This window comes from Agrobacterium tumefaciens (assembly GCF_009649785.1).
Lineage (GTDB): Bacteria > Pseudomonadota > Alphaproteobacteria > Rhizobiales > Rhizobiaceae > Agrobacterium > Agrobacterium tumefaciens.
This window is the reverse complement of record NZ_WJOK01000008.1, coordinates 182894-196494: the sequence shown is the minus strand read 5'-3', so window position 1 is coordinate 196494 and position 13601 is coordinate 182894. Positions and strand designations below refer to the sequence as shown.

11 protein-coding genes are annotated in these 13601 nt (G+C 59.4%); 2 read left to right on the top strand and 9 right to left on the bottom strand.

The window, feature by feature from the left end:
• Positions 1-3: 3 nt before the first annotated feature.
• From GH784_RS11105 to GH784_RS11095, 3 genes are all read right to left on the bottom strand, one after another.
• Entirely contained in the window at positions 4-1242 is a 1239-nt protein-coding gene (locus GH784_RS11105) for a L,D-transpeptidase family protein (RefSeq protein WP_065704691.1), read from the bottom strand.
• Between the two features lie 165 nt (positions 1243-1407).
• The gene (locus GH784_RS11100; RefSeq protein ID WP_065704689.1) at positions 1408-2691 is read right to left on the bottom strand and encodes a DNA polymerase IV; all 1284 of its coding nucleotides are present in this window, start codon (positions 2689-2691) and stop codon (positions 1408-1410) included.
• 69 nt (positions 2692-2760) lie between these two features.
• Positions 2761-3069 carry a DUF3572 domain-containing protein gene (locus tag GH784_RS11095; RefSeq protein WP_019565486.1) on the bottom strand — a complete coding sequence of 103 codons (309 nt, stop codon included), beginning with the start codon at positions 3067-3069 and terminating at the stop codon, positions 2761-2763.
• 131 nt (positions 3070-3200) lie between these two features.
• Between GH784_RS11095 and GH784_RS11090 the strand changes: the two genes are divergently transcribed.
• Complete coding sequence (locus GH784_RS11090) at positions 3201-3572, top strand: response regulator (protein WP_003496409.1); 372 nt, start codon at positions 3201-3203, stop codon at positions 3570-3572.
• 18 nt (positions 3573-3590) lie between these two features.
• The gene (locus GH784_RS11085) at positions 3591-4961 is read left to right on the top strand and encodes a PleD family two-component system response regulator (protein WP_019565487.1); all 1371 of its coding nucleotides are present in this window, start codon (positions 3591-3593) and stop codon (positions 4959-4961) included.
• Between the two features lie 879 nt (positions 4962-5840).
• On the opposite strand, the gene rpmG is transcribed toward GH784_RS11085, so the two are convergent.
• The 6 genes from rpmG to topA all read right to left on the bottom strand — a co-directional run bounded on the left by rpmG (position 5841) and on the right by topA (position 13493).
• A complete protein-coding gene (gene rpmG / locus GH784_RS11080; protein ID WP_003496403.1) occupies positions 5841-6008 on the bottom strand; it encodes a 50S ribosomal protein L33 in 168 nt (55 codons plus the stop codon).
• A gap of 89 nt (positions 6009-6097) precedes the next feature.
• Complete coding sequence (locus GH784_RS11075; protein WP_019565488.1) at positions 6098-7261, bottom strand: MFS transporter; 1164 nt, start codon at positions 7259-7261, stop codon at positions 6098-6100.
• Positions 7262-7278: 17 nt separating this feature from the next.
• Complete coding sequence (locus tag GH784_RS11070; protein ID WP_065704967.1) at positions 7279-7947, bottom strand: NUDIX domain-containing protein; 669 nt, start codon at positions 7945-7947, stop codon at positions 7279-7281.
• Positions 7948-7967: 20 nt separating this feature from the next.
• A complete protein-coding gene (locus GH784_RS11065) occupies positions 7968-8411 on the bottom strand; it encodes a DUF983 domain-containing protein (protein WP_003512717.1) in 444 nt (147 codons plus the stop codon).
• A 46-nt stretch (positions 8412-8457) separates the two neighbouring features.
• Complete coding sequence (rnr, locus tag GH784_RS11060) at positions 8458-10812, bottom strand: ribonuclease R (protein WP_065704686.1); 2355 nt, start codon at positions 10810-10812, stop codon at positions 8458-8460.
• On the bottom strand, positions 10809-13493 hold the full coding sequence (topA, locus tag GH784_RS11055; RefSeq protein ID WP_003512719.1) for a type I DNA topoisomerase: 2685 nt from the start codon (positions 13491-13493) through the stop codon (positions 10809-10811). The genes rnr and topA overlap by 4 nt, the downstream gene beginning before the upstream one ends.
• Positions 13494-13601: the final 108 nt, after the last annotated feature.

Genomic DNA, 13601 nt, shown 5'->3' with positions numbered 1-13601 from the left:
CCCTCAAACCGGCCCTTCCTTTGTCACGGTAATGAAGTCCGTTCCCATCCCTGTCTCCATCTGGTGACTGAGGTCGGAAACGGTAATCGAACTGCCGGTTGAAAGCTCTTTCTCGATTCGGGAGCGAATTTCGGCCGGTATTTCAAGGCGGCCTAGTACGGCGCTTAGCTGGTCAAAGCCACCGGGCGCTTCGGTAACGGTGATGCCGAGCCGTTTGCGGGCTGCGGCCGGCAGACGGTTTTCCAGTGTTACGCCATTCCATTCGGCGGTTCCGGCTGCGCGGTTGACGGCAACGGCTTCGAAGAAATGCGTTCCGAGTGCCACCTCGGGATCCTTGATGTCGATCGCAGCCTCGAATAGCGGCTTGAAATCCTGTCGCACCATGATCTGGCCATTCGGTGGATGATCTTCGTCGGCGGATGCGTAAAGTGCAGCAACGAAATCGTCGGTCAGTAGCGGCCCGGTAGTTTTCAGCCCCTTCCAGCGCTTGAAACCGTTGACGGCGCTGATCGTCATTTCTCCGGTATAGCCGTCCGGTGCGCCGGCATCGAAGCCAAGGCGCGTCAGCACGGCCTGAATATCCATCACCTTTTCGCGCTCGCCGCGCCGGGTGATGAGGATGCGCAAGGGCGAGGGCTCCTTGCCTTTGGCCATCGGTTTGATGGCTTGCGTTTTTTCATTCACGGCCACCTCAACGGTGCCCAATGCGGCGTCGAAGGTCGCGGGGCGCAGCTCGACGTCGGATAAAAGCAGCTTGCCGTCATCGGCATCGTCCCGCGGCTCAAACAGGGCTGAATGTTGTACGGAGCGCAGAGAAACCGGCCGGTCGGTGATGATGACATGCACGCCGTAGCGGGTCTCGCCGAACAGCGACTGCGCGAATTTCGAAGGCAGGCGCACGCAGCCATGCGAGGCCGGGTAATTCGGCACCTTGCCTTCGTGCAACGCGATGCCCGACCATGTCAGTCGCTGCATAAAAGGCATGGGCGCGGCCGAGTAGATGTTCGATTCGTGGTATTTGCGTTTTTCCAGAATCGAAAAAATGCCGCTCGGCGTCTCATGCCCGGCCTTGCCGGTTGAGACTTTGGATGTAGCAACGATCTCGCCGTTCTCGTAAAGCGCCAGCGATTGATCGCTTTTCGAAACGACGATCTGCAGGGACTTGTTGTCGGCGGCAAGCGCCGGAAAGGCAAGAATGCTGGCCGACAGCATGCCGGTCAGAAGACGGAAGCGAAGGGACATGACGCAATACACCACATGCACAAAACTTCGTTTACTCAACCACGCGAAGTTTAATGAAGTTTAAGGATAGGGCGTCTGCCACATCACTAATTTGTGTAATATCTAAAATAGGGGCGGGGTGTTGCAGGCCGCAGGGTTTCACGGCGTTTGCAAGCGGCATGGCCGCTATTTGCGTGTGCCGAAAGTGTAGCCGGTCTCGACGCTGCCCTTGCCGAACTTGTCGCGCAGCTTGTCCATTGCCGCTTCCGCCGCCGCCCGCCGTTCCGCCTGCCTGTCGACGAGATCGGGAGGATCGGCAAGGTCCGCATCGCGCAGATCACTGACGCCTATGCCGATCAGGCGAAACTTGGTGCCGTCGGTTTCTTTCGCAAGCAGCGAAAGGCCGGTACGGAATATGCGGTCGGCAAGCTGGGTAGGGTCATCAAGCTTGCGGTTGCGGGTGCGGAGTTTGAAATCGGCCGTCTTCATTTTCAGTACAACCGTCTGGCCGGAAATGCCGCTCTTCTTCAGGCGCCAGGCAACTTTTTCGGAAAGCGACCGCAGGATCGGTACGAGGTCCTCGTGCCGGGAAATATCGTTGAAGAAGGTGGTCTCGGAAGACACGCTTTTCACGGGGTCGTTATTGTGCACGTGCCGTTCATCGATGCCGCGCGAAAGCCGGAACAGCCGTTGTCCCATCACGCCATAGCGGCGCATCAGGTCGCCTTCCTCCATCTCCTGCAACTGCGCGATCATGCGGATGCCGTCCGCCTCCAGCGTCGCCGCAAACGCCTTTCCAACGCCCCATATCGTCGTGACGGGCCGTGCTGCCAGAAAGGAAAGCGCTTCCGCTTCGCCGATCACCGAAAAGCCGCGCGGTTTTTTAAGGTCAGACGCGACCTTGGCCAGAAATTTGCAGTAGGACAGACCGGCCGAGACGGTCACGCCCACTTCTTTTTCCACCCGTTTCACAAATTTCGCCAGAACCCGGGCAGGTGGATCGTGATGCAGCCTCTCCGTTCCGGAAAGATCGAGAAACGCCTCGTCTATGGAAAGCGGCTGCACGAGCGGCGTCAAATCCTGCATCATTGTTCGGATCTGACGGCCGACGCGGCTGTATTTTTCCATGTCGGGCTTTATGACCACGGCGTCCGGACAAGCTTCCAGCGCCTTGAACATCGGCATGGCGGAACGCACGCCCTGGATGCGGGCAATGTAGCAGGCAGTGGAAACCACGCCGCGTTTTCCGCCGCCGATGATCAACGGCTTGTCGGCAAGATCGGGATTGTCCCGTTTTTCAACGGAGGCGTAAAAGGCGTCGCAATCGATATGGGCGATGCTGAGGTCGTAGAGTTCGTCATGGTAGACGAGGCGGGGACTGCCACAGGCGCGACAACGCCTCAGGTCCGCTGGCTGGCCGGTCAGACAGTCGCGGCAAAAACCGGGATCATAAAGATGCGACGTGGACATGGGCCGAAAACAAAACCAGAACGTCGCTAACCATACTCCGGCCGTGACGGTGGCTCAAGGGGTGGCCTGTCAATACTCACCCGAATCCAGCCCCGGGCCGGAAAAATGGTGCCAGGCAGCGGCAACCGTTTCGGGGGATGTGTCGGTCGCCGCGCAGAAGGCCATGAGGTCTGGTTCGTGGCTCATCAGAAAATCGGTGAGCCCCGCCAGAAAGCCGGGATCGTGGGCGGCATGGCGCAGCATATTGGCCTGCAATCCGCTCAGCGCCAGAAAACGCCCGAGCATTTCCGGCTCGTTTGCCAGCCAGCCAAGTATGGCGGCTGCCGTTTCTTGCGGATCTTTTCCGGCATTGTCTTTGTTTTTTGTATCTCTCAGCATTTCTCTACCGAAGTTACCTATTTTGAAACCAAATCGTTCTAGCCTTGCGCAACAAATGGACGATGGAATCGGTTCTCTGGCACCCTATATGTCTGGGAGAAGGTTTCAAAGCGAAACGGGGACTGCCCACCATGCCCAAGCAGGTCATGATAGTCGAAGACAACGAGCTGAACATGAAGCTCTTTCGTGACCTGATCGAGGCGTCTGGCTATACGACGATCCAGACGCGCAATGGCATGGAAGCGCTGGATCTAGCCCGCAAGCATCGCCCCGACCTCATTCTCATGGATATTCAGCTGCCGGAGGTTTCCGGGCTGGAGGTGACGAAATGGCTGAAGGAAGATGACGAGCTGCACGTCATTCCGGTCATCGCGGTAACCGCCTTCGCCATGAAGGGGGATGAGGAGCGCATTCGTCAGGGCGGATGCGAGGCCTATGTGTCCAAGCCGATCTCCGTTCCGAAATTCATCGAAATCATCAAGACCTATCTAGGCGATGCGTAAGGCGGTTGGGGAACTGTTATGACGGCGAGAGTTCTGGTTGTTGACGACATACCCGCAAACGTAAAGCTTCTCGAAGCCCGGCTTGTCGCGGAATATTTCGACGTCGTAACCGCCGAGGATGGTTTCAAGGCGCTTGATATTTGCGACCAGGAACAGGTCGATATCATCCTGCTGGACATCATGATGCCTGGCATGGACGGTTTCGAGGTCTGCGAACGACTGAAGGCCAATCCGAAAACGGCGCATATTCCTGTTGTCATGGTCACCGCACTCGATCAGCCCTCAGATCGCGTGCGCGGCCTGAAAGCCGGCGCCGATGATTTTCTGACCAAGCCCGTTAACGACCTTCAATTGATCGCCCGTGTCAAAAGCCTCGTGCGCCTCAAGGCCGTCAGTGACGAATTGCGGCTGCGGGCCGAGACCGCGCGCGAGATCGGCATCGAGGAGATGCTGCGCAGCGATGGCCTCATGCAGACGCCTGGCCGCGTTCTGGTGGCGGATGGCCGCGCCAGCTCGCAGGAACGCATCGTCAGGGCGCTGAAGCCGGTTGCCGAGGTCGATGCCGTCACGGAGCCTCAGGCGGCCCTGTTGAAGGCCGCGAGCAACCCCTTCGAGCTTGTCATCGTCAATTCCAATTTTGAGGATTACGATCCGCTGAGACTGTGTTCGCAGCTTCGTTCGCTGGAGCGTACCCGGTTCCTGCCGTTGCTTCTGGTAGCGGAACAGGGGGCGGACGACATGGTGGCGCGGGCGCTCGATCTTGGCGTGAACGATTATATTCTCCGCCCGATCGATCCCAACGAACTTGTCGCCCGGTCTCTGACGCAGATCCGGCGCAAGCGCTATAACGAGCATCTGCGGCTCAATCTCCAGCACACGATGGAGCTTGCTATCGTCGATGGGCTGACTGGTCTTAACAATCGCCGTTATCTCGACAATCATCTGAAGATACTTTTCGACCGCGCCGCCGTGCGTGGCCGCCCGATTTCCATTTGCATGACCGATATCGACCGCTTCAAGCTGGTCAACGATACCTATGGCCACGATGTCGGCGATGAGGTTCTGCGCGAGTTTGCAGCCCGCATCCGCAGCACGGTGCGCGGCGCCGATCTTGCCTGCCGGTATGGCGGGGAGGAATTCGTGGTCGTGATGCCCGACACGCCGATGGAGCTTGCCACAAGCGTTGCCGAACGCCTGCGGGCAATCATCGAGGACAAGCCGTTTCACGTTCGTTCCATCGACCGCGAGTTGAGTATCACGGCTTCGCTCGGCATCGCCACCAGCAGTGGAGCATTCGGCGCGCCGGACGAGCTTCTGAAGCAGGCCGACAGGGCGCTCTACGAGGCGAAACACACAGGACGCAACCGCGTCGTGGCGGCCGCCGCCTAAAGGCGCAGACCATGACGCTGACAATCCGTGCCGCCTTTTGAGACTTTCGACGTTTACCGTTATCGATAGCCGCCCAAAGACCTGACGGCAAGCTGTGGCAAGCGCGAAGTCCCTGACCTTGCCAGTATTTTATCTTCTTACAATGAGGGGGTGAAGTCTAACAGGGTTAATAGAGTTCAAGTTGAAAAATACGTTGAATTCAATCGCTCACGGAACTATAGTGTGCCAGCGTTGTATATTTAACCATGTTTTCCAGGTGATGTATCTCTGGCTTAAGAATTTGTTGATTTTTATTTTACTTCTGCGCACACTCCCAATCGAGAATAACAGTTCTTCCGGCGGTTTTTCCGTCTAGTGATGAAGAAACGATGGCGGTTTACACCGCTGATGTTTCGGTCGTCAGGGGCTGGTATTGCGTAGTTTGAATGCCCCATGATGCTCAGGTCCGCCGCATCTCCTGGATCGTGGGGTCGGTCGGCTGACGATGTCCGAATCGGTTCCTCGTGCCGTGATCACATCGTTGGCCGACCGCCTTATCTCCGAAAATATTCTGTGCTTGTGCTGCCGCTTATAGCGCAGAACATCCGGCTGCGCGCGCAGGCAGCGCGCTGTCGCAGCGATTGGCGCATTTGGCCGATGAGACGCTGATTAGGAGAGGCGCTGATTAGGCGAGACGGTGATAAAGAGTTTTCCCGCCGTGCCAATAGCGCCGACTGGGTTCCAAACTCAAGAACCGCAACTAGGAAGGTTACGATTCGTTGGCCCGTGGCGGGCCTTGCGAGGGCGCTGGCGCAAAGAATGCCGTTGGCGGCAATCCTTTCCGTACAAACAAAAAACGCGCCCGTTGGGCGCGCTTTTGCCGGAGAACCCGATCAAGAATTACTTGATCTTGGTTTCCTTGAATTCAACGTGCTTGCGTACAACCGGGTCATACTTCGTCTTCGTCATCTTGTCCGTGAACGTACGGCTGTTCTTGGTGGTCACGTAGAAGGTACCGGTGTCGGCTGTCGACAGCAGCTTGATCTTGATTGTTGTAGCTTTCGCCATGGTCGTCCTGCCTTTAAACAAAAGAGAAGCCGCAGGCGCTTCTCACCTCGGCTAAATCTGGCGCGAAACTACGTATCGCGCCTGAAAAGTCAAGTCTGTTTTGCCCTGAAAACAAAACGGAAGGCATAAAGCACCACGTAAAGCCCGAAAAACACGGCAAGCGCCCAGGCGAAACCATCGGTACCCGCAACATCCATGGAAATGCCGACGGCCTGTGGTCCGGCTATTGTGCCCATGGCATAGCAGAAGATGAAGGCGGCGTTGGCGGCCACCAGATCGGCCCCTTTGAGACGCGATCCCAGATGGGTAAGGCCGACGGTATACATGCCGGATACGAGGCCGCCCCAGAACAGCAGCAGGGCCGCGACGAGAATCCATCTATCCACCAGCAAGGGCAGCGCCAGCGTGCCGCAAACGCCCGCAAAGGCCATCAGCGCCAGCATTGTGCGCCGGTCCTTCATTCGGTCCGAAAGCAGGCCGATCGGTATCTGGAAGACCATGTTGCCGATGCCCATCACGGTCAGCAGAAGTGCCGCCTGCGATTCGTTGAAGCCTTCGCGGGTCGCATAGATGGGAAAGAGCGACAGACCGCCCGCTTGCACGGCGCCGAACACGAAGGCCGCCGCAGAAGCCATCGGCACCAGCCATATATAACGGGCGAAATGGTGGTTCGGCCTTTCGCTCAGCTCCGGGCTTTCGCCGCGCGCAAGGAAGATCGGGATCGCGGCAAGCAGTATGATTGCTGCCCCGACCAGAAACGGCAGGATGCCATCGCTGCCGACCACGGAAAACAATAACGGGCCAACCGCAAACCCAACCGCAAGTCCGGTGGCGTAGATGCCGAGAACCATGCCGCGTTTTTTCGGTGGCGCGGTCATGTTGATCCAGTATTCGGAGAGGATGAACAGCGTGGTGGTTGCGCCATGGAAGACGATTCGCAGCGGAAACCACATCCAGAAGGCGTCGGCGAAATAGAAACAGAGCGCACTCAGGGCCGACACGACAACGGCAAATAGCATCGTTCGCGCCACGCCGAAATCATGGGCGATCTTGGTGGTCACCGGCGCTGCCATCATCGCCGCAACGCCGGCCATTGCCGAATTTACCCCGATCATGGTGGAGGAGATGCCGCGCTTCTCAAGGATGATCGACAGGAGCGGCAGGCCCAGGCCGATGGCGACACCGACCGCACTGATGGCGGAGATGGCGGCGATCAGTGAGGGCCAGTGAATGGCGTCCGCTTCGCATTTCATTTGTGACATGACGGCCTTTATACAAAGTCTCGAATGAATCGGCCGTGGCGCGTGACATAGAGCCGCGCGGGGCTTTCAAAGGGCAGTGACGGATCACCTATCATGAGTTTTGTGACATCTTCGAGAACCGTGCGTGTGATTTTCGGCATGTTCAGACTGGAAAGCGCTGTCATGTCAAGCCATTGCACATTGTGCAGCTCATCTGAATCCCTGATTAGCCGGGTATCCAGCCGTAACTCGTCGGCGTAACAGCAAAAGAATCGCGTGTCGTAACGCCTGATATTGCCGGGCGGGGTGATTGCGCGCGCCACATATCGAAAACGCGAAAGATCCGGACCATCAGCGTCCATGCCCATATCGACGCCGGTTTCCTCCACGAGCTCGCGCGCGGCGGCAAGCGCCAGCGCCCGTGCCCCGGCAGCGCTCAGGCGGCGCGCGGCAGACGAGGTGAGGCTGCGCAGCACGGCGGGGTGCAGATCGCCGGAGAAGGGCAGAGCGTGGTCGCGTGGATCGCGTTTGCCGCCGGGAAACACGTAAGCGCCGGGCATGAATATGTGGGCGTTACTGCGCCGGCCCATCAGCACGCGAATAGCAGGGCCGGAACGATCAAACAGGATGATCGAGGCGGCATCGCGCGGCCGCAACGGGCCGCTCGCCGCCTGGGTGCTCGAGGGAAGCTCGGACACGTTCAAATTCCCGTCCGCCGTCAGTGGGAGGAGCCGTCTATCTGCACTTTTGGCTGTTTTCCGTCGAAGCCGTGCATTCTAAGTGCCCATTGCAGGCCGATGACGCCACCCTTGATCGGTTGCAGCGTCAGAAGCGCGGCCAGAATGGTGATAGGCACCCAGATGGCGAAGTGTACCCACATGGGAACGGAAAGCACGAGATCGGTCATCATGAAGCCGCCAACGGCGATATGGCCGATGATGACGATGGAAATATAGGGCGGCAGGTCGTCGGAGCGGTGATGATGCATTTCCTCGCCGCAGGCCGCGCAATTGTCCACCGGCTTCAGGAAGGCCCGAAACAGGCGACCGCTGCCACAGGCCGGGCAGCGATTGGCCATGCCCCGCATGATCGAGCGGCCAAGCGGACGCTCCGCGCTTCCATCTCCGAAGGTAACCGTTTCCGAGCCCTGATTTGCACTCATCCTGAAGTCCTTCTCCCGTTTGTCTTAACCGCTTGACGCGGTCTTGTTACCGACGTCCTCTCGGCGGCCTTGTTCCCGGCTTGGCGGAAGGACGTGATGTCCGCCGGCCTGCCTTGTGGAACGACCGCGAGCCGACCGGCATCTTGCGCCCCGGGCTCAGCATTTCGAACCGCAGCGCACCAGCCAAGGGTACCGCTTCTGCAAGCCGCACCTGAACCGTATCGCCGAGTTGATAACCGAGACCCGTCTTTTCCCCCGTCAGAGCCTGATGGGCTTCGTCGTAGAGGAAATAGTCGGTTCCAAGTGTAGATATAGGAACAAACCCGTCGGCGCCAAACTGCGGCAGCGCGACAAATAGTCCCGCCTTGGTGACACCCGCGACGCGGCCATCGAACTCCTCACCGACGCGCTCGGAAAGATGGTGCGCGATCAGCCGGTTGATGGTGTCGCGCTCTGCGGCCATGGCGCGGCGCTCGAAGGTCGAGATTTCGGCGGCTATATCGTCCAGCGTCGCCTCTTCATGCGGGGTGATGCCGCCTTCGCCGAGGCCTAGCGATCCGACCAGCGCCCGATGCACGATCAGGTCGGCATAACGGCGGATCGGTGAGGTGAAATGCGCGTACTTCATCAGGTTGAGGCCGAAATGGCCGATATTTTCCGGGCTGTAGATCGCCTGGCTCTGGCTGCGCAGCACCATCTCGTTGACCATGATCTGGTGCGGCGTGTCGAGTGCGCGCGCCAGAATGCCGTTGAAGGAATTGGCGCGCATCGCGACACCCTTGGCCATGGAAATGCCGATGGTGCCGAGGAATTCGCGCAGCACTTCCTGCTTGGTAAGTGTGGGGGCGTCATGCACGCGGTAGACCAGCCGCTGCTTTTTCTTTTCCAGGGTCTCTGCGGCGGCGACGTTCGCCTGAATCATCATTTCCTCGATCAGCTTGTGCGCGTCGAGGCGTTCGGGAATGATGACCTTGTCCACAGTGCCGTCGGGCCTGAGCTGGATCTTGCGCTCCGGCATGTCGAGTTCCAGCGGCTGGCGGCGATCGCGGCCGCGCTTCATCACGGCATAGGCGTGCCACAGCGGCTTCAGGATCGGCTCCAGCAGCGTGCCGGTCTTGTCGTCCGGGCGGCCGTCGATTGCGGCCTGCGCCTGCTGGTAGGAGAGCTTGGCGGCACTCTTCATCATGATGCGATGGAAAGTGTGGCTCGCCTTGCGGCCTTCCTTCGAGAACGTCATCCGCACAGCAAGGGCAGGGCGGTCGACGCCTTCCTTCAGCGAGCAGAGGTCGTTGGAGATGCGTTCCGGCAGCATCGGCACGACACGATCAGGGAAATAGACGGAGTTACCACGCTTCAGCGCCTCGCGGTCGAGCGGTGCGCCTGATCGCACATACCAGGACACGTCGGCGATAGCGACGGTGACGATCACTCCATCAGGATTGTCGGGCGAGGGGTCGAGTTCGGCATAGACCGCGTCGTCATGGTCCTTGGCGTCGGCCGGATCGATCGTGATCAGCGGCAGGTCGCGCCAGTCTTCACGGTGCGACATGGTCGCGGGTTTTGCGGCATCCGCCTCGGCCAGAACATTCGGCGGGAAGATGTGCGGAATACCGTGGGCATGGATCGCGATCATCGAGATCGCCTTTTCCGAGGCGACTGAGCCGACGACCGAAAGAACCTTTGCGCGCGTCAGGCCGTAACGACCGCTGTTGCGCGAGGTTTCCACCTCGATCAGGTCGCCGTCCTTGGCATCGCCCACACTCTCGGGGTCGATGACCATTTCCTCGCCGCGCCGGTCGATCGGCATCAGGCGTCCGCCGCCGCCTTCCGTTTCCTTGAACACGCCAAGCAGTGCGTTCTGACGGCGGTCGATCAGCTTGACGACGCGGGCCGTGTAGGCCGGGCCGACGCTGTCCTTGGACGGGAATATTTTTGCCAGAATGCGATCGCCGAGACCGGCGGCAGGGGCTTTCTTACTGCGATCCTGCGAGGACTGGCGGATGAGCACGGCGGGGGCCGCGCCCTGATCTTCAGGCCATTCGGCAGGCCGGCCGATCAATTCGCCGTCCTTGTCGCGGGTGGTGATGTCGAGAACCGTCACCGGCGGCAGGCCACCCGGTCGCGTCAGCGTCTTGCGGCTCTTCTGCACCATGCCATCGGTTTCAAGCTCCTTCAGCAGTGCCTTGAGCACAACGCGGTCGTCGCCCTTCAGCCCGAAAGCCTTGGCGATTTCGCGCTTGGAGGCCTGCTGCGGATGCTCGGCGATGAATTTCAGCAGCACTTCGCGGGAAGGCACCTCGCCATGGATGATGCCTTCACCTTCATTTGCCCGCTTGCCGCGCCCGGTACGTCCGAAGCCGTCGCTGGCGGAACCCTGTCTCTGACGCGGCGCCTTGCTCACGATTCTGCCTTCTTGGGTTTGGCTGCGGCCTTCGGCTTGGCAGCCGTCTTGCTTTTCGTTGCGGCCTTGGCTTTTGTCGCCTTCGGCTTTGCGGCTGTGTCGCCATCGGCCTTCTTGGCAGCAGGTTTCTTGGCCTTGGCGGGCTTGCCGCCGGTTCCTGTCTTGGCGATACGCTCGGCAATCAGCACCAGCGATTCGTCCAGCGTCACGGAGGTCGGATCCTGCCCCTTTGGAATGGTGGCGTTAACTTTGCCCCAGTTGACGTAAGCGCCGTAACGCCCGTCGCGGACAGTGATCGGGCCGCCATCGGGGTGATCACCCAGTTCCTTCAGCGCCGCAGGCGTGCCGTTGCGGCCGCGCCCCGGTCCCTTGCTCTGCTTCTCGGCAATGACGGTAACGGCACGGTTGAGGCCGATCGAGAACACGTCTTCGATGCTTTCGAGGTTCGCATAGGAACCGTCATGCAACAGGAAGGGTCCGTAGCGGCCAAGCCCGGCGGAAATCATCTTGCCGGTTTCGGGATGCTTGCCGATATCGCGCGGCAGGTTGATGAGCGCCAGCGCCTTTTCGTGGTCGATGTCCTCAGGCTTCCAGCCCTTGGGCAGCGAGGAGCGCTTGGCTTCCTTGCCATCGCCGCGCTGGATGTACGGGCCGAAACGGCCAGACCGAAGCGTCAACTCCTCGCCGGTCATCGGATCGGCACCCAGCGCTTTCGGCTCATTGGATACGGAAGCTTCGGCTTCCGAGCCATCGGACGTGAGCTGGCGGGTGAAGTTGCACTCCGGGTAATTGGAGCAACCGACGAAAGCGCCATATTTGCCGAGCTTCAGCGAAAGGTTGCCGGTGCCGCAAACCTGACAGATGCGCGGATCGGAGCCGTCCTCACGCTTGGGGAAGACCAGCGGGGCCAGAACTTCATTGAGCGCATCCAGCACGTTGGTAACGCGCAATTCCTTGGTATCTTCGATCTGCGCGAAGAAATCCTTCCAGAAATCGCGCAGCACCTGCTTCCAGTCCAGTTCGCCCGCGGAAATGCGGTCGAGCTTTTCTTCCAGATCGGCGGTGAAGTCGTATTCGACATATTTGGCAAAGAAGCTTTCGAGGAAAGCCGTCACCAGCCGTCCGCGCGAATGGGGAATGAGCTTGCGCTTGTCGATGATGATATATTCGCGGTCGCTTAGAGTCTTCAGTGTTGCCGCATAGGTGGAAGGACGGCCGATGCCGAGTTCTTCCATCTTCTTGATGAGCGATGCTTCCGAATAACGCGGCGGCGGCTCGGTGAAGTGCTGGCTGGCGTTGATCTTCTGCTTGGCGAGGTTCTCGCGCGCATTGATCTGCGGCAGGCGGCCTTCATCGTCACCGTCGTCGCTCTGCTCGCCATCTTCTTTCTGGTCGGTATAGGCGGCAATGAAGCCGTCGAAGCGGATGACGGAACCGACGGCACGAAGCCCGGCCTTTTCACCGTCCTTGTCGGCAAGGATTTCCACGGTGGTACGTTCGATTTCGGCAGATGCCATCTGGCTCGCAATGCCGCGCTTCCAGATCAGGTCGTAAAGACGCAACTGGTCGGCATCGAGGTAACGCTTCACCTGATCCGGTGTGCGGTTAAAATCGGTCGGACGGATAGCTTCGTGCGCTTCCTGCGCGTTCTTTGCCTTGGTCGAGTAGAAGCGCGCCTTTTCCGGCACATAGCGGTCGCCGAACTGCTCGCCGATGGCGCGGCGTGCGGCATCGATCGCTTCCGGCGCCATCTGCACGCCGTCGGTACGCATATAGGTGATCAAACCAACGGTTTCGCCGCCGATGTCGATACCTTCATAAAGCTTCTGGGCCACCTGCATGGTGCGCGAGGCCGAAAAGCCCATGCGCGAGGAGGCAGCCTGCTGCAGCGTCGAGGTGGTGAAGGGCGGGCCGGGATTGCGCTTGACGGGTTTCGCCTCGACCGTATCGACAATATAGGTCGCGCCTTCCAGGAGCGCCTTCAGGCGGTTGGCGTCATCTCCTGTCTTGATCGAACGGCCTTGCAGCTTCTTGCCATCGGCGGAAACCAGCTTCGCCTCGAACTCGTCACCGCGCGGTGTCTTCAACAGCGCGCTGATGTTCCAGTATTCCTCGGAGACGAAACGCTCGATCTCGGCTTCGCGGTCGCAGACGAGACGTAGCGAAACGGACTGCACGCGGCCGGCGGAACGGGCGCCCGGCAGCTTGCGCCACAAAACCGGCGACAGGTTGAAACCGACAAGATAATCCAGCGCACGGCGGGCAAGATAGGCATCGACCAGCGGCACGTCGATGTCGCGCGGGTTCGCCATCGCGTCCAGTACCGCCTTTTTGGTGATGGCGTTGAAGACCACGCGCTTCACCGGCTTGTCGCCGAGAACGCGCTTCTTCTTCAAGAGATCAAGCACATGCCAGGAAATTGCTTCACCCTCGCGATCCGGGTCGGTTGCGAGAAACAGGCCGTCGGAGGATTTCACCGCGTCGGCAATGTCCTTCATGCGCTTGGCGGATGCGCTATCGACCTCCCAGGACATTTCGAAGTCCTGGTCGGGCAGCACAGATCCGTCCTTGGCAGGAAGGTCCCGGACGTGGCCAAAGGATGCAAGAACCTTGTAGCCCGGACCAAGATACTTGTTGATCGTCTTGGCTTTGGCAGGAGATTCTACGACGACGACATTCATATTGTTTTTCTCTGGAACTGGTCCGTTAACATAGCCGGATCACGGCATAATGCCGCAATTCGCCTTCTTTATAATTCGACATGGACAGGTAATGCGCGCGGGTCAAGA